This window comes from Streptomyces lavendulae subsp. lavendulae, assembly GCF_002803845.1.
In the GTDB taxonomy this organism is placed as follows: domain Bacteria; phylum Actinomycetota; class Actinomycetes; order Streptomycetales; family Streptomycetaceae; genus Streptomyces; species Streptomyces lavendulae.
The window spans coordinates 3,634,197-3,657,526 of sequence record NZ_CP024985.1 but is presented as its reverse complement, the minus strand read 5'-3'; the positions used below and the strand labels follow the sequence as shown (position 1 = coordinate 3,657,526).

The following is a 23,330-nucleotide window of genomic DNA, read 5'->3' as shown; positions in this document are numbered from 1 at the left end:
GAGATCGGGGCGGGGCGGGGGTTCTGAGAGACTGTGGGCGATGAACGAGACTCCGATGCGCGTGTACGCCGAGATCGATCTTGACGCGGTACGGGAGAACGTGCGCGCCCTGCGCGCACGGGCGCCCCGGGCCCAGCTCATGGCCGTCGTCAAGTCGAACGCCTACGGGCACGGGGCCGTCCCCTGCGCCCGTGCCGCCCAGGAGGCCGGCGCCACCTGGCTCGGTACCGCCACCCCCGAGGAGGCGCTCGCCCTGCGCGCCGCCGGCATCGAGGGGCGCGTCATGTGCTGGCTCTGGACCCCCGGCGGCCCCTGGCGGGAGGCCATCGAGGCCGACATCGACGTGTCGGTCAGCGGAATGTGGGCCCTGGACGAGGTACGGGAGGCCGCCCGCGCGGCCGGCCGCACCGCCCGGATCCAGCTCAAGGCCGACACCGGCCTCGGCCGCAACGGCTGCCAGCCCGCCGACTGGGCGGAGCTCGTCGGCGCGGCCGTCGCCGCGCAGGCCGAAGGAACCGTCCAGGTCACCGGCGTCTGGTCGCACTTCGCCTGCGCCGACGAGCCCGGCCACCCCTCCATCCGGCTCCAGCTCGAAGCCTTCCGCGACATGCTCGCCTACGCGGAGAAGGAAGGGGTCGACCCCGAGGTCCGGCACATCGCCAACTCGCCCGCCACCCTCACCCTCCCCGAGAGCCACTACGACCTCGTCCGCACCGGCCTGGCCGTCTACGGCGTCTCGCCCGCCCCCGAGCTCGGCACCCCCGCCCAGCTCGGACTGCGTCCCGCCATGCGACTCAAGGCCTCGCTCGCCCTGGTCAAGTCCGTCCCCGCCGGGCACGGCGTGAGCTACGGCCACCACTACGTCACCGAGGCCGAGACGCACCTCGCGCTGGTCCCCGCCGGTTACGCGGACGGCCTGCCGCGCTGCGCCTCCGGCCGCGGGCCGGTGCTCGTCGGCGGCAAGGTCCGCCGGGCCGCGGGCCGGATCGCCATGGACCAGTTCGTCGTCGACCTCGGCGAGGACCTCGCCGAGCCCGGCGACGAGGCCGTCGTTTTCGGCGACGCGGAGCGCGGCGAACCCACCGCCGAGGACTGGGCTCAAGCGGCACACACGATCGCGTATGAGATCGTCACCCGTATCGGAGGTCGGGTGCCCCGGGTGTACCTGGGCGGCTGAGTGAGGACGGCGACGTCGTGAGCGAAAACTGGCGCAAGGCCGGCTGGGCCGGCGCCGCCATCGGTGTCATAGCGGCGGGCGCCGCGGCCGGTGTCGCGGTCGAAAGGATCACCGTGGGACGGGGCATCCGCATGAAGGCCCGGCTGGCGCTCGACGCCGCCGGGGACTACGGCTCCCTGCGCGGGACCGAGGGCGCCTGCCGGGCCGAGGACGGCACCGAGCTCTACTACGAGACCGACGAGCTGCCGCCCGAGCCGGCCGGCAAGAAGCGCCGCCTGCGCCGCTCGTCCCCCACCGCCGGGACCACCGTCGTCTTCTGCCACGGCTACTGCCTGGGCCAGGACTCCTGGCACTTCCAGCGCGCCGCGCTGCGCGGGGTCGTCCGGGCCGTCTACTGGGACCAGCGCAGCCACGGCCGCAGCGCCCGGGGCCTGGCCCAGGCCGACGGCGAGCCGGTGACCATCGAAGCGCTGGGCCGCGACCTCAAGGCCGTCATCGACGCCACCGCGCCCGAGGGCCCGCTGGTCCTCGTCGGCCACTCCATGGGCGGGATGACCGTCATGGCCCTCGCCGAGCAGTTCCCGGAGCTGGTGCGCGACCGGGTGACCGGGGTGGCCCTGGTGGGCACCTCCAGCGGACGGCTCGACCAGGTGACGTACGGGCTGCCCTCCGTGGGGCAGGGCGCGGTGCGCAGGATCCTGCCCGGCGTGCTCAGGGCCCTCGGCTCCCAGGTGGAGCTGGTGGAGAAGGCCCGCGGGGCCACCGCCGACCTCTTCGCCGGGATGATCAAGATGTACTCGTTCGGCTCGCGGGACGTGGATCCGGGCGTGGCCCGCTTCGCCGAGCGGCTGATCGAGGCGACCCCGATCGACGTGGTCGCCGAGTTCTACCCGGCCTTCCAGGCCCACGACAAGACCGAAGCCCTCCAGCGGTTCGCGGACATCCCGGTCACCGTCATCGCCGGGGACCGGGACATGATCATCCCCGCGGAGCACAGCGTGTCGATCAAGGAGGCGCTGCCGGCCGCCGACCTGGTCGTGCTGGAGAACACCGGGCACCTGATGATGCTGGAGCGCCCGGACATCGTGACCGGCCTGCTGACCGACCTCCTGGCGCGCACCGGAGCCGTCCCCGCACCGACTAACGTTGGGGCGCATGGAAGAAGTACCGCGGGAAGCACCGCGCAGCCCGGCGGCTGAGGCCCTGGCCGAGGCCGCCGCCGAAACCATCGTCACCGTCGACTCGCCCGCCTCCATGCAGGAGCTGGGCCGCAGGATCGCGGGGCTGCTGCGCCCCGGCGACCTCGTCCTGCTGACCGGGGAGCTCGGCGCGGGCAAGACCACCCTGACCCGGGGCCTGGGGGAGGGGCTGGGCGTGCGCGGGGCCGTGACCTCGCCGACCTTCGTGATCGCCCGGGTGCACCCGTCCCTGGGCGACGGACCGCCGCTGGTGCACGTGGACGCCTACCGGCTCGGCGGCGGGCTGGAGGAGATGGAGGACCTGGACCTCGACGTCTCGCTGCCCGAGTCCGTGGTCGTCGTGGAGTGGGGCGACGGCAAGGTGGAGGAACTCTCCGACGACCGCCTGCACGTGGTGATCGGCCGGGCCGTGGGCCACGAGGAGGTCCTGGACGACGTGCGCGAGGTCGCGCTGCGCGGCGTCGGGGCGCGCTGGTCCGGCGCGGAGCTCGCGGCACTCACCGGGGCGGCCGGACGGTAGGCGCGACGCCGTAAGCCCCCCTCGCCCGCCCCCTGTGGACCGGCGCTGCGCCCACGACGTACCGACAAGCCGTCGGGAAGATATTGCGCAGGTGTGGGGCCGCGTGATGACATGGTACCGAGCGTTGGTTAGGTCTACCTAAGTACAGCGTCCCGGGGTCTCAGGAGGCAGCCATGTCGGCAGCAGGAGCAGAGCGAGCGCCCGTCGTGTCCATGCGGGCCCTGCTCGCGGCGGGCGTGGCCGCCACGGCGGTGTCGACGCCGCCCGGACGGGCGGACCGGGACCCCGCACCGCAGGGCGGGGCGGCACCCGCCGGGCCGCACGCACAACAGGCCGCCCCGGAGTCGGAAGCGGCCTGAAAGACCCCGTTCGGGTGAATCCCCGGACGGGTCGGCGGGGCGTGGTGCGCGGGGCGGGGCGGTGCGCCGCGCCCTGAGCGGCGTCAGGGAACGACGACGACCTTCGAGCTGATCGTCGCGAACGCCCACATCGCGTCACCGTCGGCGCGGGTCATCCGGATGCCGCCGGCCTTCTTCGCGGGGTCCGGCGCCGGCATCGAGCCGTCCACGCGCGCGCTGAAGCCGATCGCGATGCCGTCCGTGCTGGCGAACCGCACGACGTGCTCGATCGGCACCCCGTCCGTGCCCGTGACCGTGCCCGACCGCGAGCCGACCACGTAGCTGCCGGGCGCCGGGTGCACCGTGCTCGGCGTCACCGTGAACGACCTGGGGTCCCGGCCGTCCTCCGCGACCAGCCACACCCGCTTCTGGGACACCGAGTACACGACCCGCATCCCGGTGCCCGAATCGGCGGGCACCGCCACGGGCTTCGCCGGGTCCTGCTTGGCCGGGGGCTGGTTCTGCGGCGCGGCGGGGGCCTGCGGAGCCGCCTTCGCGGGGTGCGCCGGCGCGGTCGCCGAGGCCTGCCAGCCGAGGAAGCCGATCGCGGCGAGCGCCGCGACGGTGAGCCCGGCCACGATTCCCGAGCTGCTGCGTGCCACCTTGCTCCACCTCTTTGCGCCTGCGCCGTCGACCCGGGGGTGGGCCCCCGGTCGTGTCCCCGGTCGAAAGGTAGCAGCCGGGCTCCGCCGTGACCGGCCGCAAGGCCCCGGGGCCCGGGAGTCGTAGGCTGTTCGCGTGCTCTTGCTTGCCGTAGATACCGCCACGCCCGCCGTCACCGTCGCCCTGCACGACGGGGAGGCCGTCCTCGCCGAGTCGAACCAGGTCGACGCCCGCCGCCACGGGGAGCTCCTGCTGCCCTCCGTCGAGGCGGTCCTCGCCGAGGCCGGGGTGAAGCTCGAAGCCGTCACCGGCATCGTCGTCGGCGTCGGCCCCGGCCCCTACACGGGACTGCGCGTCGGCCTGGTCACCGCCTCCACCTTCGCCTCCGTCCTCGGCGTCCCCGTGCACGGCCTGTGCACCCTCGACGGCCTCGCCTACGCCGCGGGCGCCGCCGGGATCGAGGGCCCCTTCACCGTCGCCACCGACGCGCGGCGCAAGGAGGTCTACTGGGCGCGCTACGAGGACCCCCGCACCCGGACCGGCGAGCCCGCCGTCGACCGCCCCGCCGACATCGCCGAGCGCGTGGCGGGCCTCCCCGCCGTCGGCCAGGGCGCGCAGCTCTACCCCGAGGTGTTCCCCGACGCGCGCGGCCCCGTGCACCAGTCGGCGGCGGCCCTGGCGGCCCTCGCGGCCGAGCGGCTCGCGCAGGGCGGGACGTTCCTGCCGCCGACGCCCCTCTACCTGCGCCGGCCCGACGCGCAGGTCCCCAAGAACTACAAGGTGGTCACCCCGCAGTGACGGCCGTGACCGCGGTGCTCCGGGAAATGCGCTGGTGGGACATCGAGCCGGTGCTGGAGCTGGAGCACGAGCTCTTCCCCGACGACGCCTGGTCCGCCGGGATGTTCTGGTCCGAGCTGACCCACGCGCGCGGACCGCGGGCCACCCGCCGCTACGTCGTCGCGGAAGACCCCTCCGACGGCCGGATAGTCGGCTACGCGGGGCTCGCCTCCGCCGGCGACCTGGGCGACGTACAGACCATCGCGGCGGCCCGCGACCAGTGGGGCACCGGACTCGGCGCCCGGCTGCTGACCGAACTGCTGCGCGCCGCGACCGACTTCGAGTGCGCCGAGGTGCTGCTGGAGGTCCGGGTGGACAACACCCGCGCCCAGCGGCTCTACGAGCGCTTCGGCTTCGAGCCGATCGGATTCCGGCGCGGCTACTACCAGCCGGGCAACGTCGACGCGCTCGTGATGCGCCTGACCGACCCCGCACAGACGAAGACCGACCCTGAGCACCCTGAGCACCCTGAGAGCAGTGAGACCCATGGCTGACGAACCTCTCGTCCTCGGCATCGAGACCTCTTGCGACGAGACCGGCGTCGGCGTCGTCCGCGGCACCACCCTGCTCGCGGACGCGATCGCGTCGAGCGTCGACGAGCACGCCCGCTTCGGCGGGGTCGTGCCCGAGGTGGCCTCCCGGGCCCACCTGGAGGCGATGGTCCCGACCATCGAACGCGCCCTGAAGGAGGCCGGGGTCAGCGCCCGCGACCTCGACGGCATCGCCGTCACGGCCGGTCCGGGCCTCGCGGGGGCGCTGCTGGTGGGCGTCTCGGCGGCGAAGGCGTACGCCTACGCGCTGGGCAAGCCGCTCTACGGGGTCAACCACCTGGCCTCGCACATCTGCGTCGACCAGCTGGAACACGGGCCGCTGCCGGAGCCGACCATGGCCCTGCTCGTGTCCGGCGGGCACTCCTCGCTGCTGCTCGCCCCCGACATCACCAGTGACGTCCGGCCGCTCGGCGCGACCATCGACGACGCGGCGGGCGAGGCCTTCGACAAGATCGCCCGGGTGCTCCAGCTGGGCTTCCCCGGCGGCCCGGTCATCGACCGGCTCGCGCGCGAGGGCGACCCCAAGGCGATCAACTTCCCGCGCGGGCTGACGGGGCCGCGCGACGCGGCGTACGACTTCTCCTTCTCCGGCCTCAAGACGGCGGTGGCCCGCTGGATCGAGGCCAAGCGCAAGGCGGGCGAGGAGGTGCCGGTGCGCGACGTGGCGGCGTCCTTCCAGGAGGCCGTGGTGGACGTGCTGACGCGCAAGGCGATCCGCGCGTGCAAGGACGAGGGCGTGGACCACCTGATGATCGGCGGCGGCGTCGCCGCCAACTCGCGGCTGCGCTCGCTCGCCCAGGAGCGCTGCGACGCCGCCGGGATCATCCTGCGGGTGCCGCGGCCGAAGCTGTGCACGGACAACGGCGCGATGGTCGCGGCGCTGGGCGCGGAGATGGTCAAGCGCAACCGGCCGGCCTCCGACTGGGACCTGTCCGCCGACTCCTCGTTGCCGGTGACGGATCCGCACGTGCCGGGAACGTCCCACGAACACGAGCACGAACACGAGCACGAGGGCGGCGACGGCCACGGGGGCGGCCACGGGCACAGCCACGGGCACGGCCACGATCACGACCACGTGCACGAGCTGAGCAAGGACAACCTGTACTCGTGAGCACCGTCGCCCTGATGTGGGAGGCGCGGGCCGCCACCGGCCGCGGCAACGAGCTGCTGGAGTGGGCCCGCGCCCAGGTCCTGGCCCGGGAACCGGTGCGCCGCGAGATCCTGCGGGCCGCCCAGGACCGGGTCCTCGTCATCACCTGGTGGGAGGCCCCCGAGGGACTCGCCGCGGAGCTGCCCGAACTGCCCGAGCCGGCCGCGGACCTGATCACCCGCGCCGTGCACCGCTGGCGGTTCGAGTCGGTCGAGGTCAGCGGCGGCTGAGGCGCGCGTCGAGCGGGGCTGGAGCGGCCGGGGCTACGGTCATGCGCATGACTGGCCGTGAGCTCCCGCCCCCGCCGCCGCCCGCGCACCTGCGCGAGTGGCTGGACGAGACCGTCGTACGGGCCGACCGCGCGCGCTTCCTCGCCGACCTGAGCCGGCGCGGCCTGGGCCTGGGCCGGCTGGCCCTGCTCTGGGCGGTGGCGGCGGCCTTCGCGCTCGGCTGGGCGTTCGTCGGCCTGGCCGTGACCTCCTTCGAGGCCGCCGACCCCGTGGAGTCCCTGTTCGGGGCCGTCTTCGCCGCGACCGCGGTGGGCGTGCTGGTGCCCGCCGGGATCTGGTTCGTACGGGGCGCCCGGCGCGAGCGGCGCGAGCACGAGCTGCTGTGCGGCTGGGTCGAGGCCGGGCGCGAGCCCGTCGTCGACCCCGCCCTGCGGGCGCCGGTGCGCAGCCTGGTGTGGCTGGGCGCCTCCCTGGCCCTGGGCGCCTGCGGGCTCTGGACGGCCTTCGCGGCGGCGGCCGGGGTACGGCCCGGGGCGACGGCGTACGGGGAGGTCGTCGGCTTCGTGGGGCTCGGCATGATCCTGTGGATCACGGGGCTGCTGGGCGCGGCCAAGGCGGCCACCCACCTCCGCTGGGCGGCCCGCGCCGGCCGCCCCGCCCCGGCGGCCGCCCGCCGCCGGCCGGTCCTGTCGGACGTGGCGGGCTAGCCGGCCGGCTGGGTGGCGGGTGACCCGATCAGCATCGACGGGGCGCCGCCCACCCGGGTGAGGAAGACCGTCGCCGCGTTCGGACCCTGCGGCTTCACCTTCTTGCGGAGCTCCTCCGGCTCGATCGCCGAACCCCGCTTCTTCACCGTCAGGATCCCGACCTCGCGCTCGCGCAGCAGCGCCTTGAGCTTCTTCAGCCCGAAGGGCAGTACGTCCGTGATCTCGTACGCGGTCGCGTACGGCGTCGGGCGCAGCTCGTCGGCGGTGACGTAGGCGATGGTCGGGTCGATGAGCCGGCCGTCCAGCCGTGCGGCCACCTCGGCGACGAGGTGCGCGCGGATCACGGCCCCGTCGGGCTCGTAGAGGTAGCGGCCCACCGGGCCCGCCTCCGGATCCGGCAGCGGATCGGCGGTCAGCAGCTCGCGGGGCCCGGGCAGCAGGGTGGCGCGGATCGTGCCCGGGGCGGTGCCGAACCACAGCACGGCCTCCTTCACGTCCCCGTGGTCGGAGATCCACTCGGCCTCGGCCTCCGCGGGGACCGCCTCGTGCGGGATCCCGGGGGCGATCTTGATGGCGGCGTGTTTCGCGGCCCGGGCGGCCTCCACGGCCCAGGACAGCGGCGGCGAGTACGACTCCGGGTCGAAGATCCGCCCACGGCCGCCACGGCGCGCCGGGTCGATGAAGACGGCCTCGTACGAGGACGCGTCGACCTCCGTCACATCGGCCTCGCGCACCTCGATCAGGTCCGCCAGCCCCAGCGCCTCGGCATTGGCCCGGGCGACGGCCACCGTCAGCGGGTCGAGGTCCACCGCCAGCACCCGGATCCCGAGCCTGGCCAGCGCCAGGGCGTCCCCGCCGATCCCGCAGCACAGGTCCGCGACGCTCCGTACGCCCAGCGCCGCGAGCCGCCCGGCGCGGTACGAGGCCACCGAGGCGCGGGTGGCCATCTCGCCGCCGCCGGGCGTGAAGTACATCCGGAACGCGTCCTCGGCCCCGAACTTCGCCACCGCCCGCTGCCGCAGGCGGGCCTGCCCGAGCGCCGCCGACACCAGCGGGGCGGGGTGCTCGCGGCGCAGCCGGGTGGCGACGGCGAGCTCCTGGCCGGGGTCGTAGTCACGGAGGGAGTCGAGGAGCGCGCGGCCCTCGGGGGTGAGGAGCGCGGCGAAGTCTTCGGGGGTCACCGTCCCATTGTCGGCCAGCCGGGGGAAGGGCGGCCTCCGGCCGTGGTGTCGGCTGCCGAGGGGCGCTGCGCGGTGTAAGGATCCGCTGCTATGCAGCTAGTACGACAAAAGGGAAATACTGCGCAGTATGGTCACCGGTCCGCGGTCCGTCCGCGCGGCCGGTACGGGGTCGCGGTGGCGGCGCTGCTCGTCGCCGCCCTGGGCACGGGCTGCGGGGCCGCGGACCGGGCGGCGCCGGCCAAGACCAAGGCCGGCGAAGCGGGCCCCGGAGCGGCGGGCGCCCTCGCCAACTCCGCCGAGCAGCTCAAGGCCGCCCAGCAGGCCCGGGTCGCCGCCGCGAAGAAGTGGGGCCTGCTCAAGACGCCCCTCATGGCCCCGGCCGCGCCGAAGACGAAGCCCGAGATCACCACCCGGGAGGGCTTCGAGGTCGAGGACCAGGACGAGCTCCCGCCGGTCTTCACCACCGTCCCGACGGAGGACAAGGTCGTCTTCCTGACCATCGACGACGGCGCGGAGAAGGACCCCGAGTTCGTCAGGATGATGCAGGAGCTGAAGATCCCGTACACGGCGTTCCTCAGCGACTACCTCGTCCGCGACAACTACCCCTACTTCAAGGGGATGCAGGACGCGGGCGTCACCCTGAACAACCACACCCTGAACCACCGCTACATGCCCGCGCTCTCCTACGAACAGCAGCGCGAGGAGATCTGCGGCCAACAGGACACCATCCAGAAGCAGTTCGGCAAGCGCCCGACCCTCTTCCGGCCGCCGTACGGCAACTACAACCAGGACACGCTGCGCGCGGCCAAGTCCTGCGGCATCAAGGCGGTACCGCTGTGGAACGCGGAGGCCTTCGTGAACCGGATGGACTACCGCGAATGGGACAGGGACCTCCACCCCGGTGACATCATCCTGACCCACTTCCGGGGCCGGGAGGACTGGAAGGGCACGATGCCTGACATGATCCGTCATGTCATGAAGACCGTCACGGACAAGGGGTACGCCGTGGCTCGGCTGGAGGATTACCTGTGAAGTACGCGCGCCGGTTCGTAGCCGGGACGCTGACGGCCGGCGCGCTCGCGCTGTCCCTGACGGGGTGCGGGAACAGCGTGGATCCCATCGAGAGACTGGGCCGCAAGACCGCGACGGAGACGGGGACGGCCTCGGCCTCCCCGTCGGCGCGGCCCTCCGCGGCCCCCGGGGCCTCCGCGTCGGCGGGGACGCCGGCGGACGAGGCGTACAAGAAGTGGGGTCTGACCGCCCCCCTCCAGTACGCCCCCAAGCCCGCGCAGAAGCCCCAACTCCCCAAGGCGGCACCGGGGAAGCCGGTCGTCCTGGACCGAATACCCGTCCCGGCGACGGACAAGGTCGTCTTCCTGACCTTCGACGACGGAGCCGAGAAGGACCCGGAGTTCCTGAAGATGGCGGCCGATCTGAAGCTGCCGATCAGCATGTTCCTGACCGACAACATCGCGTCGGCGGACTACTCGTACTTCGAGAAGCTCCGCGACAACGGCTCGGGCAGCACGATCAACAACCACACGCTGACCCACCCGAACCTGCGCACGCTGCCCTTCGCGGCGCAGAAGAAGGAGATCTGCGGGCAGCAGGACCGCCTGGAGAAGCGCTTCGGCAAGCGCCCGACCGCCTTCCGGCCGCCGTACGGCAACTACAACGACGACACCCTCAAGGCAGCCTCCGAGTGCGGGATCTCCTCGGTCTTCCTGTGGCGTGAGTCGATGCAGATCAACGACTTCCAGTACAGCGAAGGCTCCGCCTTCAAGCCGGGCGACATCATCCTGGCCCACTTCCGCGGCCCCTCGGAACTCAAGGGCACGACGGAAACCCAGATGACCACCCGCATGCTCCAGCACATCCAGCAGCAGGGCTACAAGATCGCCCGCCTGGAGGACTACGTATAACGGTCCCCGGGCCCGCTTTCCCCCTCGCCCCTCACCCCCGCGAAAGGGTGACCGGACCACCCTGCACGGCAGCCGGGCGCGGATGATCGCGCGGCGGTCGGAGCCGCACCGGCGTCGGTCCCGGCGCGCGTGCTCCTGCCTGTAACGCGCTCTCAGGTCTCACGCAGGGCGTGGGCGGTGGCCCGGGCGAAGGCTTCCGGGTTGTCCAGCATGATGTTGTGCCCGCAGTCCGGGATCGACACCACCTCGACTCCCGCTTCGGCGAGTTCCTGCGCGCCGGGAAGCGGCTGGTCGGCCTCCGGCCGCAGGTAGGCGCGCGGGATCGGCAGGGCCAGCAGCGTGTCGCGCAGGGCGGGCTCGGTGCCGAGGGCCCGGTGCGTCGCGCTGCGGTACAGCGCCTCGCGCCCGGCCAGCCGCATGGTGGACCACCAGTGCGGCCCGGCGTTCTCGCGAACCCGGCGCCACCCGCCGACCAGGAACTCCTCCTCCGTATAGGCGGCGATGCCGCTCGCTCCGGGCAGGCCGTGAGCTATGGGCACCGGGTCGAGGGCGGCGTCGACCAGGACGAGCCGGCCGACCAGGTGCGGGTGGCGGGCGGCCAGCACGATGGCCACCGCGCCGCCCATGCTGTGCCCGATGACGTCCGCCGTCTGGACCTCGGCCGCCTCCAGGGCCGCCGCCACGGTGTCGGCATGGTCCTCCAGGGTGTAGGCGAAGTCGGTGGGGCGGTCGCTGATGCCGAAGCCCAGCAGGTCGACCAGCAGCGAGCGGTGGCCGGCCAGGGCGGGGTGCGCGGCGGAGGCCGCGAAGTACGGCGCGGCGGAGGCGCCGAGCCCGTGCAGGTAGACGCGGGTGGCGCGGCGGGGGTCTCCGGGCATCTCCACCCAGCGGATTCGCGCCCCTTCGGGGGTCACCTGAGCGTCACGCACGACTCCTCCTCCATCCATCCGAAAGCATCGCCGAGACTATACATCGGCGCCGATATATAGAGGGTGGTGAGGCATGATGGCGTGGTGTTGGAACTGGCGATCCTGGGCTTCCTGTACGAGCAGCCGCTGCACGGCTACGAGCTGAAGCGGCGCGTCGCGCATCTCACCGGCCATGTCCGGCCGATCGCCGACGGCACGCTCTATCCGGCCATCAAGCGACTGGAGAAGGCCGGGCTGCTGAGCCGGCAGACCGAGCCCGGCGCCCGGGCGGCGCCCCGACACGTCCTCACCCTGACCGGCGCGGGCCGGGACGACCTGCGCCGACGCCTGCGTGAGGCCGACGGCGTCGAGATCAGCGACGAGAACCACTGGTTCACCGTCCTGGCCTTCCTGGGCCACCTGGAGGACCCCGACCGGCAAGCGGCGGTCCTCCGCCGCCGCCTGGCCTTCCTCCAGGAGCCGAGCAGCTTCTTCTACGAGGGTGAACGCCCGCTCGGTGCCGAGGAGTTCGACGACCCCTTCCGCCAGGGTTTGCTGACCATCGCCCGTGCCACCAGCCGCACCGAGCTGCACTGGTTGGACACCACCCTGAAGGCGCTCACCTCCGTGGCCGACACGAACTGACGCTCCAGGCCGGCGGTCGGGTCGCGATGCAGCACGACACGGCCGGCGGCGACCTGGAGGCCCGCGACCAGGAGCTTTGCGCCCGACCCGGACGAGACCCGGGCCGTCCTCACCCACAAGGGCGCCCGCTCCTCGCTTCGCAGCATCGGCCGATCGTGACACCGGTTCGGCCGGTTTCGTGCGGGTAATCAGCCCAAGACGGCCGCCGGACGCCGAGAAATGAGGAGCGGGTAGCGATCTGGTGCGGCTGGGTGCGTTCCAGGGCGCTCTGGTCGCCGTTTCGTGCGGGTAAGCCGCTCCCGGCGGGTGTTCCCGCCCCGGGCCCCCGCCCCCTCACCGACCCGCCACCACCACCGGGGTGATGGTCGTTTCCGCCGGGCCCCGGGCGTCGGCCTCGCGTTGGCGTTCCGCGCTGTCGCTGATGCGGAGGAGAAGGGCGATCATGATCCAGTTGGCCAGGAGGGAGGAGCCGCCCTTCGCCAGGAAGGGCAGGGCCTTGCCGGTCAGGGGGATCAGCCCCGTGACGCCGCCCGCGACCACGAAGACCTGGAGCGCCAGCGCCGAGGCGAGGCCGACCGCGAGCAGCTTGCCGAACGGGTCCCGCGCGGCCAGCGCCATCCGCAGGCCCCGCTGCGCGAGGAGGGCGTAGAGGACCAGGACGGCCATGACGCCGGCCAGGCCCAGTTCCTCGCCGACCGTCGTCAGGATGAAGTCGCTGCGGCCCGCGAACCCGATCAGCTCGGGGTGGCCCATCCCCAGGCCGGTGCCCGAGACGCCGCCGGTGCCGAAGCTGAACAGCGCCTGCGCCGACTGGCTGGAGGTGACGCCCGGCGGGCGGACCTCCCAGTAGTAGGAGAGCGGGTTGAGCCACGCCGCGACGCGGGCCTTCACGTGCGGCTCGGTCGACCCCACCGCGAAGGCGCCCACCGCCGCCATGAGCAGACCGCACACGATCCAGCTGGTGCGCTCGGTGGCCACGTAGAGCGTCACCACGAAGACGCCGAAGAAGATCAGCGAGGTGCCCAGGTCGCGCTCGAAGACGAGGACGAGCATGGACACGATCCACACCGTGACGATCGGGCCGAGCTGCCGCATCGGGGGCAGCCGCATGCCCAGGAACTTCCGGCCCGTCAGGGCCAGCGAATCCCGGTGGATGACCAGGTAGCCCGCGAAGAAGATCGCGATCATGATCTTCACGAACTCGCCGGGCTGAAGCGAGAAGCCGAAGAGGATGATCCAGCGCTTCGCGCCGTACGTGTCCGCGCCGAAGAACGCCGGCGCGATCAGCAGCACCAACGCGATGGCCATCGTGATGTAGATGAACCGCTGGAGCAGCCGGTGGTCGCGCAGCAGTGCCAGCACCAGGATGCAGGCGGCGACCCCGACCACCGTCCACATCAGCTGGCCGGGCGCGTTCGCGTCGGAGCCGTACCGCTCGATGTACCCCTGGTCGAGGCGGTGGATCAGCACCAGGCCGAGCCCGGTCAGCAGCATGGCGAGCGGGAAGATCAGCGGGTCGGCGTACGGCGCGAACCGGCGGATGCCCAGGTGTCCCACCAGGGACAGCAGCGTCAGGCTGATGACGAAGCTGAGGAGCTGCTGCGGCAGCTCCCCGTTCATCGCGAGCCCGGCGCTCACGTGGCCGAAGACGGCGATGCCGATGACGAGGAGCAGGAGCAGTGCCTCGGTGCGGCGGCGCGCACCCGAGACCGTCAGGGGCCTCAGTCCACGCACGGTATGCCGCCGCCGTCGATGGTGCCGGGCCGTTCCCCGGAGGAGGGGGGTGCCGACGGTGACGCGGCGGGGGAGGACGAGGGGGAGGGAGGGGGCGGGGAGGGGGCTGAGGAGGCGGCGCCCGGTGCACTCGGGCTCGCAGTGGCCTGGGGACCGATCTGCTCTGCAATGAGGCGCTTTATCTTCATATCATCTACGACGTTGATGTCCTCCCCATGGTTCCTTCCGAAGCCCTCCACGGGAAGTGTCGTAAATTGCACTTTTCCCCCGGACAGGTTCTTCGCCTGCTTCACGAAGGCCAGCAGATCCCAGCCCGCGTCCGTCACGACGTCCTGTTTCGCGGTGTCGATCAGCTTGAGCAGCTTCGCCGGGTCCGTGAAGGTCCCGGCCGAGTTCAGCTTCTGCGTCGCGCCCGCCAGGAACGCCTGCTGCCGCTTCGTCCGGTCCAGGTCGCCCATCTCCAGCCCGTGCCGCTGCCGTACGAAGGCCAGCGACTCCTTGCCGTTGAGGGTCTGGCGGCCCGCCGGGAAGTCGGCGCCCGAGTACTTGTCCTTCACCGGCTTCCTCAGGCACACCGGTACGCCGTCCAGCGCGTCGGCCAAGTGGTAGAAACCGGCCAGGTTCAGCTCGGCGAAGTGGTCGACCGGGACGCCCAGGAAGCTGCGCACCGTGTCGATCTGGGCCTTGCGCCCCGCCTCGCGCCCCTCGTGTTCCAGCCTTCGGCGGTCGTTCACCCCCTGCGCCGTCAGCTGGTCCTCCTTCGCGGCCTTCGCCAGCCCGTACGCCTTCTTGATCTTGTCCTTCCCGTGGCCGGGCACGCCGGAGAGGTCCACGAAGTCGTCGCGCGGTATGGAGAAGGCCTTCGCCCGGCTGCCGTCACCCGGCACGTGCAGCAGGATCATGGTGTTGGCGTTGTAGCCGCCGATGTCGGAACTGCCCGCGTGCAGCTGGTCGAGGACCGCCTCGGGCAGCGGGTCGCCGTTTTGGTCGCGGCGGCTGTCCAGGCCGATGAGCAGGATGTTCAGGTCCCCGTGTGCCGATCTCTCGGCACCTTCCAGGGCCTTGGAGCTGCCGATGCTCGACGCGAGGTCCCGGTACAGGTACCAGGCCGTGCCGCCCGCCATCACCGTCAGCGCGCAGCCCGTGATCAGCAGGGTGCGCCCGATCCGCCGCGGCGAGGGCCGGCGGCGGCTGGTCTTCCTCCTATGCGCGCTCATGCCTGCCGATGCTGGCGCAGGCCCGCTGAAGGAATCCTGAGCGCGCCCCCGCAGCCCGCCCCCGTGGCCCCGCCCCGGCAGCCCCCCGCAGCCCGCCCCCGAAGCACCCCCGCCGTGCGGCAGGCGGCGGTTTTCAGCCGCGGCGCCGCGTGGGCAGGCGCAGCTCCAGCCTGGCGCCCGGAGCCCCCTCCCGGGCCGGCAGCGCGCGTACGTCGCCCCCGTGCGCCCGGGCGATCTCCCGGGCGATGGCCAGGCCCAGCCCGGTCCCGCCCCCGGCCCGCCCCCGGTCCGCGTCGAGGCGCACGAACCGCTCGAAGACCCGGTCCCGGTCCGCCTCCGGGATGCCCGGACCGTCGTCCGCCACCTCCAGCACCGCCCAGCCGTCCTCGGCGGCGGCGGCCCGGACCAGGACCCCGGAGCGGGCGTACCGCAGGGCGTTGTCGACCAGGTTGGCCAGGGCCCGCTCCAGCCGCGCCGGATCCCCGTACGCCGGTACGGGCGCGGGCGCGGCCAGCCGCAGCGGCACCCGGGGCGCGGGCCGCCGGGCCGCGTCCTCGGCGGCGAGCAGCGCGAGGTCGACGGGCTCGGGGCGCGGCGCGGGCCCGCCGTCGAGGCGGGCCAGCAGCAGCAGGTCGGCGGCGATCCGCTGGAGCCGTTCGGTGTCGGCCAGCGCGGCGGACACCGACTCCCGGTCGGGGCTCGGCCGGGCGAGGGCGACTTCCAGCCGGGCGCGGACGGCGGCCAGGGGGTTGCGCAGCTCGTGCGAGGCGTCGGCGGTGAACTGGCGCTGGCGGGCGTCGGAGCGTTCCAGCCGGTCGAGGGTGTCGTTGACGGTCCGGGCCAGCCGGGCGATCTCGTCGGCGCCGCCCGGGTCGGGGACGCGCCGGTCGAGCTCGCTCGCGGTGACGGCGGCGAGCTCCGTGCGGATCGCGGTGACGGGCCGCAGCGCCTGACCGGTGACCCACCAGGCCAGGGCCGCCGCGAAGGCGATCAGCGGGGGCGCGCCTGCGAGCAGTCCGAGGGCGATGGCGCGGGTGGCGTCGTCGACGTCGCTGAGCACGGTCATCGCGTAGACGGCGTAGGGGGTGTGCGGACCGCCGGCGGCGGGGGCCTCGACGACGACGGCCACCCGCCGTTCCGCGCCGGGGCTCGCGGGGGCGAGCACGACGGAGCGGGAGTCCTGGCCCGGCGCGGGGTGCAGGGCGGAGAGGCCGGGGACGTCCTGCGGGCCGCCGCTGGTGGAGACCGTCCGCCCGGCCGGGTCCCGTACGAGGACCAGGTCCACGCCGCTCTCCGGCGCGGGCAGCCGTCCGCCGGGCGGGAGGGTGCGGGTGTCGAGCTGGGCGGCGACCTTGCGGGCGGCGAGCTCGGTGCGGCCGGTGGTGTTGTCGAGGAGGTTGGCGCGCATGAGGGTGTACAGCCACAGTCCGCCTCCGGCCAGGACGGCGGCCATCGCGAGGGCGGCGGCCAGGGCGGCCCGCGCGCGGACGCTGCTAACCACCGTCGGGGGCCATCCGGTAGCCGGTGCCGTGGACGGTGAGGATGGAGCGGCGGCCGAAGGGGGCGTCGATCTTCTTGCGCAGGGAGGAGACGTAGACCTCGACGATGTTCGGGTCGATGTCGTGGGGGGCGTCCCACACCTCGTCGAGGATGTCCTGTTTGGCGACGGCCCGGCCGGGGCGCTCCATCAGGCAGGCGAGGACGCCGAGCTCGCGCGCCGTCAGTTCGATGTCGTGGGTGCCGCGGCGGCAGCGGCGGTCCTGCGGGTCGAGGACCAGGTCGCCGGCGCGCAGCACGGTGGGCTCGGGGGCGGCGGCGCGGCGGGCGAGGGCGCGCAGCCGGGCGCCGAGCACGACGAAGGAGAAGGGTTTGGTGAGGTAGTCGTCGGCGCCCGCGTCGAGGCCCTCGGCCTCGTCCTGCTCGCCGTCCTTGGCGGTCAGCATCAGGACGGGGGTGGGGACGCCGTGGGCGCGCATCCGGGCGCAGATCTCGGCGCCGCCGAGGCCGGGGAGCATCAGGTCCAGGAGCACGGCGTCGTACGGGCCGCCGGTGAGGGCCAGTTCCAGGCCGCGGTGGCCGTCGTGGGCGACCTCCACGCGGTGGCCGTCGGCGGACAGGCCCTGGCGGAGGGACTCGGCCAGGTTCTCTTCGTCTTCGACCACGAGGATGCGCACGGCTTCCACTCTCACACACCGGTCCCGCAGCCCGCTTTCGCACACCGGTCCCGCACACCGGTCCCGCACACCGGTCGCGCCCACCGGCCGCGTCAGCCGCCCGGACACTCGTGGGAGTCGCCGCCGCTGAAGCACTGGCCGTACGTGCCCCGGTACGGGGACGAGGGCGCGGGCGTCTGCTGCCCCAGGTGGTCGCGGGACTGGTAGGCGATGCCGGCGGCGCCCGCGAGCAGGGCCGCGCACACCAGTGCCTGGACGCATCCGGTGACGGGTGCGCGGCGGCGGAAGGCGCGGCCCGAGACGACCGCGGTGGCCACGGCCGCCAGCAGCAGCCCGACCAGCAGCACGATCACGACCGTGCGGGGGTCGTCGCCGCCGCCCTGGGTGTCCCAGGCGGCGATGGCCGCCACGTAGAGGCCCGCGGTGACGGCCACGGCCTCCAGCAGCGTCAGCAGCAGGGCGCGCGCGATGTCCGCGATCCAGTGGGATCCGGTGCGTTCGCGTTCGCCGCGTGCCCGTGGTGTCGGTCTCGTCATGACGGCAGTCTCGTGCGCCGGCCGGCGTATTCACCTGAGTACGGATACCTACGCGCACCCGTGGGTACCCCACACGTGCCTCACGGGTTCTCGGCCAAGGCACGGCCGGATGACGACGCCGCGCGAGCTGGATTGGCACTCCGCTTGACCGAGTGCTAATCGCCGGAATAGTGTCACACCTGGCACTCGCCCCCGGTGAGTGCCAACACAGCGACAGGCAGGTCCGGCACCCGCGACGACGGATCGACCTGGTCGCCACCTCAGACAGTTAACCCCGGATCTCCGAAGGGGGAGGTCGGATCGTGACGACCGCCAGCTCCAAGGTTGCCATCAAGCCGCTTGAGGACCGCATCGTGGTCCAGCCGCTCGACGCCGAGCAGACCACGGCCTCCGGCCTGGTCATCCCGGACACCGCGAAGGAGAAGCCCCAGGAGGGCGTCGTCCTCGCGGTCGGTCCGGGTCGCTTCGAGGACGGCCAGCGTCTCCCGCTGGACGTCAGCGTCGGCGACATCGTGCTGTACAGCAAGTACGGCGGCACCGAAGTGAAGTACAGCGGCGAGGAGTACCTCGTCCTCTCGGCCCGCGACGTGCTCGCGATCGTCGAGAAGTAATTCACTTCTCCAGTTTTGCTTTGAGCTGCGCCCCTGGTCACCCTGCTGATGCCGGGCGGCGAGGGGCGTAGTTCGTTTCCATCCGGTCGCGGTGAGCGGCCGAGGGTCGCAACGAGAGGGCGGAACCGCTCCCATGCCGAAGATTCTGAAGTTTGACGAGGACGCTCGTCGCGCCCTTGAGCGCGGCGTCAACAAGCTTGCCGACACGGTCAAGGTGACGATCGGCCCCAAGGGCCGCAACGTCGTCATCGACAAGAAGTTCGGCGCGCCCACCATCACCAACGACGGTGTCACCATCGCCCGCGAGGTCGAGCTGGACGACCCGTACGAGAACCTGGGCGCCCAGCTCGTGAAGGAGGTGGCGACCAAGACCAACGACATCGCGGGTGACGGCACCACCACCGCCACCGTGCTGGCCCAGGCGCTGGTCCGCGAGGGTCTGCGCAACGTCGCCGCCGGCGCCTCCCCGGCCGCCCTGAAGAAGGGCATCGACGCCGCGGTCAAGGCCGTGTCCGAGGACCTCCTCGCGACCGCCCGTCCGATCGAGGACAAGTCCGACATCGCCGCCGTGGCCGCGCTCTCCGCGCAGGACCAGCAGGTCGGCGAGCTCATCGCCGAGGCGATGGACAAGGTCGGCAAGGACGGTGTCATCACCGTCGAGGAGTCCAACGCCTTCGGCCTGGAGCTGGAGTTCACCGAGGGCATGGCCTTCGACAAGGGCTACCTCTCCCCGTACATGGTGACCGACCAGGAGCGTATGGAGGCCGTCCTCGACGACCCGTACATCCTGATCAACCAGGGCAAGATCTCCTCCATCCAGGACCTCCTGCCGCTGCTGGAGAAGGTCATCCAGGCCGGCGGTTCCCGCCCGCTGCTGATCATCGCCGAGGACGTCGAGGGCGAGGCGCTCTCCACCCTCGTCGTCAACAAGATCCGCGGCACCTTCAACGCGGTCGCCGTCAAGGCCCCCGGCTTCGGCGACCGTCGCAAGGCGATGCTCCAGGACATGGCCACCCTCACCGGTGCCACCGTCATCGCCGAGGAGGTCGGCCTCAAGCTCGACCAGGCCGGTCTGGACGTCCTCGGTTCCGCGCGCCGCGTGACCATCTCCAAGGACGACACGACCATCGTCGACGGTGGCGGCAACGCCGCTGACGTCGCGGGCCGCGTCAACCAGATCAAGGCCGAGATCGAGTCCACGGACTCCGACTGGGACCGCGAGAAGCTGCAGGAGCGCCTGGCGAAGCTCGCCGGCGGCGTCTGCGTCATCAAGGTCGGCGCCGCCACCGAGGTGGAGCTCAAGGAGAAGAAGCACCGCCTTGAGGACGCCATCTCGGCGACCCGCGCCGCGGTCGAGGAGGGCATCGTCTCCGGCGGTGGCTCCGCGCTCGTCCACGCCGTCAAGATCCTCGACGACAACCTCGGCCTGACCGGCGACGAGGGCACCGGCGTCTCCGTCGTGCGCCGCGCCGCCGTCGAGCCGCTGCGCTGGATCGCCGAGAACGCCGGCCTGGAGGGTTACGTCATCACCGCCAAGGTCGCCGAGCTCGAAAAGGGCCAGGGCTTCAACGCCGCCACCGGCGAGTACGGCGACCTGGTCAAGGCCGGCGTCATCGACCCGGTCAAGGTCACCCGCTCCGCGCTGGAGAACGCCGCTTCCATCGCCTCCCTGCTGCTCACGACCGAGACCCTGGTCGTCGAGAAGCCGGCCGAGGAAGAGGCCGACGCCGGTCACGGCCACGGTCACGGCCACAGCCACTGAGGCTGACGCCGCGCGACGTCGCTGACGCCGCCTGACGCGTGAGAAGGCCCTGGTCACCGCTGCCGAGCGGGGGTGACCAGGGCCTCTTGCGTTCCGTACCCGCGGCGCCCCGCGCGCTCTCCGCGCAGTCGGTGCCGTCCGGGCGTCCGGTCAGCCGGGCATCATGCCCAGCTGGCGCATCAGACCGGGGGCGTCGTAGTACCACCAGTCCTCCGCGATCTGGCCGTTCTCGATCCGGCAGGTCATGCATCCCGACATGCTGACCTCCTTGCCGGTCGGTGCGACCCCCATGAACTCGCCCTTGTGGGTGCCCTTCCAGTTCCACAGCGTCGTGACGCAGTCCCCTTCGGCGATCTGGTGCGTCTTCTCGAACGAGAAGTCGAACGCGTCCCGCCACATGCCGATGGTCCGCCGCATCCCGTCCCGGCCGTTGCCGCGGCCCTGCGTGTCCATCATGTCGTGCGTGACGAATCCGGCCGCGACGCACTCCTCGATGACGTCGAAGTTGCCCTTTTCGGCGATCTCGTCGAAGACCCGGTTCGCGACCAGCTTGTTGAGGTACTCGTCCCGGACGACGTCGAGGTTCATGAACTTCGGCATTCCCTCGCAGAGGGCCACCATCTCCTGGAACATCCGGTCGGTCTCCGGGAGGTGAGAGTTCCTCATGGCCTCCTCGTAGGAGGGGAATTCGACGAGGTCGACGTAGTGCGTCTGCGCGTCGCGGTCCCGGCCGATCATGGTGTGGGTGACCGTGCGCCTGCCGCTGGTCTGTTCCGCGTAGCGGTCGATGAGCGCGTTCATCTCGTCGAACCGCTTCGTCTCGTAATCGATCACCTGTACGAATGTCATCGCGTCGCCTCCTGCGGTGGGTGGGACACGTCCAGTTTAGGGAGATTTCACCCACTTGGTAGGCTTACCTGTGAGTCACACCGGTTACTGGGGGCCGTACTTGCGCCCGGTGCGGGAGGACACGCCGCCGAGGATGCCGCGCGGCGTCAGCTTCACCACTCCCATGAGCGCCTTGTACCGGGGGTCGGGGATCGACACGGTCTTGCCGCGCGCCAGATCCGCCAGGGCCGCCGCCACCAGCTTGTCGGCGTCCAGCCACAGCCAGCCCGGGATGTTGTCCGTCCCCATGCCCGCCCGCTGGTGGAACTCGGTCCGCACGAACCCCGGGCACAGGGCCATCAGCCGCACCCCCGAACCCGCGAGGTCCCGTGCCGCCCCCTGGGTGAACTGCACGACCCACGCCTTGCTCGCGCCGTAGGTGCCGCGCGGCACGAAGGCCGCCACCGAGGCCACGTTCACCACCCCGCCGCGCCCGCGCGAGCGCATCGACTCCGTCGCCGCCGAGGTCAGCCGCAGCACCGCCTCGACGTGCACCTTGATCATGGCCAGCTCGTCGGCCATCGAGACGTCGAGGTAGCGGCCCTTGTTGCCGAACCCCGCGTTGTTGACCAGCAGGTCCACGGGGTGCGTGCGGTCCCCGAGGCGGGCCTCGACCGCCGCGATGCCCCGCTCCGTGGAGAGGTCGGCGCTCAGCACCTCCGCCTCGATGCCGTGCCGGTCGTGCAGCTCGGTGGCCTGCTCGGCCAGCCGCTCGGTGTCGCGGGCCACCAGCACGAGGTTGTGTCCCTGGGTGGCCAGCCGGCGGGCGAAGGCGGCGCCGATGCCCGCCGTGGATCCCGTAATCAACGCAGTCGTCATGTGCGCAACCTAGCCGCCCCGTCCGGCCCGGGCGCCCCTGCGGGCGGGTGGCTACGCACTCGTGATCTTCCGGCTCCGCGGCGTCACCGGAAGTGGGCCCGAGCTCAAAGGGGCTCCATGACATTGGCGCCACGGTCAAAGTCGGGCTTATGCTCGAACCGTGATTGAGGCACGCCATCTCCGGGTCCTGCGCGCTGTCGCCGGGACCGGGTCCTTCTCCGCCGCAGCCCGCGAGCTCGGCTGCACCCAACCCGCCGTCTCCCAGCAGATGAAGGCCCTCGAACAGTCGGCCGGCACCCCGCTGCTGATCCGCACCGGCCGCGAGATGCGGCTGACCCAGGCCGGCGAGGCCCTGGTGCGGCACGCGGCCGGGATCCTGGCCGGACTGACCGCGGCCGAGGAGGAGGTCGCGGCCATCGCCGGGCTGCGCGCCGGGCGGGTCCGGCTCGTCTCCTTCCCGAGCGGGAGCTCCACCCTGGTGCCGACCGCGCTCGCGGCGATGCGCGCCGCGCACCCCGGCACCCGCATCTCGCTGGTCGAGGCGGAGCCGCCGCGGTCGGTGGAGATGCTGCGCGAGGGCGACTGCGACCTGGCGCTGGCCTTCCGTTACGGGGGCGGGGCGGCCGGGGCGGCGGCCGAGTGGGAGGACCTGGTGGTCACCCCCCTGCTCACCGACCGGCTCGTCGGGCTGGTCCCCGAGGGGCACCGGTTGGCCGGCGCCGAGCGGGTGGGCATGGCGGAACTGGCCGAGGAGCCCTGGATCGCGGGCTGCCCCCGCTGCCGCCGCCACCTGGTGGAGGTGTGCGAGGGCGCGGGCTTCACCCCGCGCATCGACTTCGCCACCGACGACTACCCCGCCGTGGTCGGTCTGGTCGGGGCGGGGCTCGGGGTCGCGGTGCTGCCGGAGCTGGCGGTGGAGTCCGTACGGGCCAAGGGCGTGAGCACCCTGGCCGTGGAGCCCGCGGTCGAGCGGGAGGTCGTGGCGCTGACGCTGCCCGACCTGGCGCGGGTGCCCGCGGTGGCGGCGACCCTGGGCGAACTGGTGCGGGCCGCCGCACGCTGACCCCCGCCCCGCCCGGCGCGCGGCCGGGGGAGGGCGGGAGTTCAGGTGAAACGTTCCTTCGGGCGTCTCTGCCGCCGCTCGGCGGTCAGTGGGGGGCGATGGGTCCGATCGTGCTCGACGCGGGGATCAGCCGGTGCCGCGCGCGGCCCATCAGCTCCTCGCGCTCGTCCTCGGTGAGGCCGCCCCACACCCCGTAGGGCTCACGGACGGCGAGTGCGTGCGCGGCGCATTCCGAACGCACCGGGCATCTCATGCAGACCTCTTTAGCGGAGGCCTCGCGCGCACTCCTGGCCGCACCCCGCTCGCCCTCCGGGTGGAAGAACAGGGAGCTGTCGACCCCGCGGCAGGCAGCCAGCAGCTGCCAGTCCCAGAGGTCGGCGTTCGGTCCGGGGAGGCGGGAGAAATCTGCCATGGGTAGTCCCTCTTGGTGCCGGTACTGAGGCGGATACGGTCCATGTCTCCACACCTACTGTCGTAGTAGATGTAAATATGACTCAT

General features: G+C 72.6%; 26 protein-coding genes. 15 read left to right on the top strand and 11 right to left on the bottom strand.

Features of this window, described 5'->3' with window-relative positions:
• Positions 1 to 40: 40 nt before the first annotated feature.
• The 4 genes from alr (at position 41) to SLAV_RS41025 (ending at position 3,255) form a co-directional block, all read left to right on the top strand.
• The gene (gene alr / locus SLAV_RS15575; protein WP_030230705.1) at positions 41 to 1,177 is read left to right on the top strand and encodes an alanine racemase; all 1,137 of its coding nucleotides are present in this window, start codon (positions 41 to 43) and stop codon (positions 1,175 to 1,177) included.
• Positions 1,174 to 2,376, top strand: a complete 1,203-nt coding sequence (locus SLAV_RS15570; protein WP_030230708.1) for an alpha/beta fold hydrolase — start codon at positions 1,174 to 1,176, stop codon at positions 2,374 to 2,376. Before alr ends, SLAV_RS15570 begins: the two co-directional genes overlap by 4 nt.
• Positions 2,333 to 2,896: a tRNA (adenosine(37)-N6)-threonylcarbamoyltransferase complex ATPase subunit type 1 TsaE gene (gene tsaE / locus SLAV_RS15565; protein ID WP_030230711.1), complete on the top strand. Its 564-nt coding sequence runs from the start codon at positions 2,333 to 2,335 to the stop codon at positions 2,894 to 2,896. Before SLAV_RS15570 ends, tsaE begins: the two co-directional genes overlap by 44 nt.
• Before the next feature lie 173 nt (positions 2,897 to 3,069).
• On the top strand, positions 3,070 to 3,255 hold the full coding sequence (locus tag SLAV_RS41025) for a hypothetical protein (RefSeq protein ID WP_158740688.1): 186 nt from the start codon (positions 3,070 to 3,072) through the stop codon (positions 3,253 to 3,255).
• A gap of 83 nt (positions 3,256 to 3,338) precedes the next feature.
• On the opposite strand, the gene SLAV_RS15560 is transcribed toward SLAV_RS41025, so the two are convergent.
• Positions 3,339 to 3,896, bottom strand: coding sequence for a hypothetical protein (locus tag SLAV_RS15560; protein ID WP_078950357.1), 558 nt, complete (start codon positions 3,894 to 3,896; stop codon positions 3,339 to 3,341).
• 136 nt (positions 3,897 to 4,032) lie between these two features.
• Between SLAV_RS15560 and tsaB the strand changes: the two genes are divergently transcribed.
• From tsaB to SLAV_RS15535, 5 genes are read left to right on the top strand one after another with little or no spacing between them, the layout of a single operon-like run.
• Positions 4,033 to 4,695, top strand: coding sequence for a tRNA (adenosine(37)-N6)-threonylcarbamoyltransferase complex dimerization subunit type 1 TsaB (gene tsaB / locus SLAV_RS15555; protein WP_030230717.1), 663 nt, complete (start codon positions 4,033 to 4,035; stop codon positions 4,693 to 4,695).
• Complete coding sequence (rimI, locus tag SLAV_RS15550) at positions 4,692 to 5,228, top strand: ribosomal protein S18-alanine N-acetyltransferase (protein WP_030230720.1); 537 nt, start codon at positions 4,692 to 4,694, stop codon at positions 5,226 to 5,228. The genes tsaB and rimI overlap by 4 nt, the downstream gene beginning before the upstream one ends.
• Entirely contained in the window at positions 5,221 to 6,396 is a 1,176-nt protein-coding gene (gene tsaD / locus SLAV_RS15545; RefSeq protein ID WP_030230722.1) for a tRNA (adenosine(37)-N6)-threonylcarbamoyltransferase complex transferase subunit TsaD, read from the top strand. Before rimI ends, tsaD begins: the two co-directional genes overlap by 8 nt.
• Positions 6,393 to 6,665, top strand: coding sequence for a hypothetical protein (locus tag SLAV_RS15540; RefSeq protein WP_030230725.1), 273 nt, complete (start codon positions 6,393 to 6,395; stop codon positions 6,663 to 6,665). The genes tsaD and SLAV_RS15540 overlap by 4 nt, the downstream gene beginning before the upstream one ends.
• 47 nt (positions 6,666 to 6,712) lie before the next feature.
• Positions 6,713 to 7,372, top strand: a complete 660-nt coding sequence (locus SLAV_RS15535) for a hypothetical protein (protein WP_234333631.1) — start codon at positions 6,713 to 6,715, stop codon at positions 7,370 to 7,372.
• Here SLAV_RS15535 and SLAV_RS15530 read toward each other — a convergent pair.
• A complete protein-coding gene (locus SLAV_RS15530) occupies positions 7,369 to 8,553 on the bottom strand; it encodes a THUMP-like domain-containing protein (protein ID WP_030230729.1) in 1,185 nt (394 codons plus the stop codon). The two genes, SLAV_RS15535 and SLAV_RS15530, sit on opposite strands and share 4 nt — an antisense overlap.
• Positions 8,554 to 8,643: 90 nt before the next feature.
• On the opposite strand from SLAV_RS15530, the gene SLAV_RS15525 reads away from it, so the two are divergent.
• Positions 8,644 to 9,585 (top strand): polysaccharide deacetylase family protein, encoded by a 942-nt coding sequence (locus SLAV_RS15525; protein ID WP_037687444.1) that lies wholly within the window; start codon positions 8,644 to 8,646, stop codon positions 9,583 to 9,585.
• Positions 9,582 to 10,475 carry a polysaccharide deacetylase family protein gene (locus tag SLAV_RS15520; RefSeq protein WP_051841008.1) on the top strand — a complete coding sequence of 298 codons (894 nt, stop codon included), beginning with the start codon at positions 9,582 to 9,584 and terminating at the stop codon, positions 10,473 to 10,475. The genes SLAV_RS15525 and SLAV_RS15520 overlap by 4 nt, the downstream gene beginning before the upstream one ends.
• Before the next feature lie 152 nt (positions 10,476 to 10,627).
• On the opposite strand, the gene SLAV_RS15515 is transcribed toward SLAV_RS15520, so the two are convergent.
• Entirely contained in the window at positions 10,628 to 11,404 is a 777-nt protein-coding gene (locus SLAV_RS15515) for an alpha/beta fold hydrolase (RefSeq protein WP_030230737.1), read from the bottom strand.
• 84 nt (positions 11,405 to 11,488) lie between these two features.
• Between SLAV_RS15515 and SLAV_RS15510 the strand changes: the two genes are divergently transcribed.
• Positions 11,489 to 12,028, top strand: coding sequence for a PadR family transcriptional regulator (locus SLAV_RS15510; protein WP_037687447.1), 540 nt, complete (start codon positions 11,489 to 11,491; stop codon positions 12,026 to 12,028).
• A gap of 333 nt (positions 12,029 to 12,361) precedes the next feature.
• Here SLAV_RS15510 and SLAV_RS15505 read toward each other — a convergent pair whose 3' ends face one another.
• The 5 genes from SLAV_RS15505 to SLAV_RS15485 all read right to left on the bottom strand — a co-directional run bounded on the left by SLAV_RS15505 (position 12,362) and on the right by SLAV_RS15485 (position 17,689).
• Entirely contained in the window at positions 12,362 to 13,762 is a 1,401-nt protein-coding gene (locus SLAV_RS15505) for an FtsW/RodA/SpoVE family cell cycle protein (protein ID WP_030230742.1), read from the bottom strand.
• Complete coding sequence (locus SLAV_RS15500; protein ID WP_100660886.1) at positions 13,750 to 14,979, bottom strand: LCP family protein; 1,230 nt, start codon at positions 14,977 to 14,979, stop codon at positions 13,750 to 13,752. Before SLAV_RS15500 ends, SLAV_RS15505 begins: the two co-directional genes overlap by 13 nt.
• A gap of 133 nt (positions 14,980 to 15,112) precedes the next feature.
• Positions 15,113 to 16,480 carry a sensor histidine kinase gene (locus tag SLAV_RS15495; RefSeq protein ID WP_030230752.1) on the bottom strand — a complete coding sequence of 456 codons (1,368 nt, stop codon included), beginning with the start codon at positions 16,478 to 16,480 and terminating at the stop codon, positions 15,113 to 15,115.
• Entirely contained in the window at positions 16,473 to 17,153 is a 681-nt protein-coding gene (locus SLAV_RS15490) for a response regulator transcription factor (RefSeq protein ID WP_030230753.1), read from the bottom strand. Before SLAV_RS15490 ends, SLAV_RS15495 begins: the two co-directional genes overlap by 8 nt.
• A gap of 92 nt (positions 17,154 to 17,245) precedes the next feature.
• A complete protein-coding gene (locus SLAV_RS15485) occupies positions 17,246 to 17,689 on the bottom strand; it encodes a DUF6234 family protein (RefSeq protein WP_030230755.1) in 444 nt (147 codons plus the stop codon).
• A 302-nt stretch (positions 17,690 to 17,991) separates the two neighbouring features.
• Between SLAV_RS15485 and groES the strand changes: the two genes are divergently transcribed.
• Together groES and groL are read left to right on the top strand one after the other, a co-directional pair.
• Positions 17,992 to 18,300 (top strand): co-chaperone GroES, encoded by a 309-nt coding sequence (groES, locus tag SLAV_RS15480; RefSeq protein WP_030230757.1) that lies wholly within the window; start codon positions 17,992 to 17,994, stop codon positions 18,298 to 18,300.
• A gap of 133 nt (positions 18,301 to 18,433) precedes the next feature.
• Positions 18,434 to 20,062 carry a chaperonin GroEL gene (gene groL, locus SLAV_RS15475; RefSeq protein ID WP_030230759.1) on the top strand — a complete coding sequence of 543 codons (1,629 nt, stop codon included), beginning with the start codon at positions 18,434 to 18,436 and terminating at the stop codon, positions 20,060 to 20,062.
• Between the two features lie 150 nt (positions 20,063 to 20,212).
• Here groL and SLAV_RS15470 read toward each other — a convergent pair whose 3' ends face one another.
• Positions 20,213 to 20,911, bottom strand: a complete 699-nt coding sequence (locus SLAV_RS15470; RefSeq protein ID WP_030230761.1) for an ester cyclase — start codon at positions 20,909 to 20,911, stop codon at positions 20,213 to 20,215.
• 84 nt (positions 20,912 to 20,995) lie between these two features.
• Positions 20,996 to 21,769, bottom strand: a complete 774-nt coding sequence (locus SLAV_RS15465) for an SDR family NAD(P)-dependent oxidoreductase (RefSeq protein WP_030230763.1) — start codon at positions 21,767 to 21,769, stop codon at positions 20,996 to 20,998.
• Between the two features lie 160 nt (positions 21,770 to 21,929).
• On the opposite strand from SLAV_RS15465, the gene SLAV_RS15460 reads away from it, so the two are divergent.
• Positions 21,930 to 22,832 carry a LysR family transcriptional regulator gene (locus tag SLAV_RS15460; RefSeq protein ID WP_030230765.1) on the top strand — a complete coding sequence of 301 codons (903 nt, stop codon included), beginning with the start codon at positions 21,930 to 21,932 and terminating at the stop codon, positions 22,830 to 22,832.
• Between the two features lie 85 nt (positions 22,833 to 22,917).
• Here SLAV_RS15460 and SLAV_RS15455 read toward each other — a convergent pair whose 3' ends face one another.
• A complete protein-coding gene (locus SLAV_RS15455) occupies positions 22,918 to 23,244 on the bottom strand; it encodes a WhiB family transcriptional regulator (RefSeq protein WP_030230767.1) in 327 nt (108 codons plus the stop codon).
• Positions 23,245 to 23,330: the final 86 nt, after the last annotated feature.

Bases quoted from the DNA above. Each gene is read 5' to 3' on its own strand.
- alr (WP_030230705.1), top strand. From the start codon at position 41: ATGAACGAGACTCCGATGCGCGTGTACGCCGAGATCGATCTTGACGCG.
- tsaE (WP_030230711.1), top strand. From the start codon at position 2,333: ATGGAAGAAGTACCGCGGGAAGCACCGCGCAGCCCGGCGGCTGAGGCC.
- SLAV_RS41025 (WP_158740688.1), top strand. From the start codon at position 3,070: ATGTCGGCAGCAGGAGCAGAGCGAGCGCCCGTCGTGTCCATGCGGGCC.
- tsaD (WP_030230722.1), top strand. From the start codon at position 5,221: ATGGCTGACGAACCTCTCGTCCTCGGCATCGAGACCTCTTGCGACGAG.
- SLAV_RS15535 (WP_234333631.1), top strand. From the start codon at position 6,713: ATGACTGGCCGTGAGCTCCCGCCCCCGCCGCCGCCCGCGCACCTGCGC.
- SLAV_RS15525 (WP_037687444.1), top strand. From the start codon at position 8,644: ATGCAGCTAGTACGACAAAAGGGAAATACTGCGCAGTATGGTCACCGG.
- SLAV_RS15500 (WP_100660886.1), bottom strand. From the start codon at position 14,979: ATGAGCGCGCATAGGAGGAAGACCAGCCGCCGCCGGCCCTCGCCGCGG.
- SLAV_RS15485 (WP_030230755.1), bottom strand. From the start codon at position 17,689: ATGACGAGACCGACACCACGGGCACGCGGCGAACGCGAACGCACCGGA.
- groL (WP_030230759.1), top strand. From the start codon at position 18,434: ATGCCGAAGATTCTGAAGTTTGACGAGGACGCTCGTCGCGCCCTTGAG.
- SLAV_RS15470 (WP_030230761.1), bottom strand. From the start codon at position 20,911: ATGACATTCGTACAGGTGATCGATTACGAGACGAAGCGGTTCGACGAG.
- SLAV_RS15465 (WP_030230763.1), bottom strand. From the start codon at position 21,769: ATGACGACTGCGTTGATTACGGGATCCACGGCGGGCATCGGCGCCGCC.
- SLAV_RS15455 (WP_030230767.1), bottom strand. From the start codon at position 23,244: ATGGCAGATTTCTCCCGCCTCCCCGGACCGAACGCCGACCTCTGGGAC.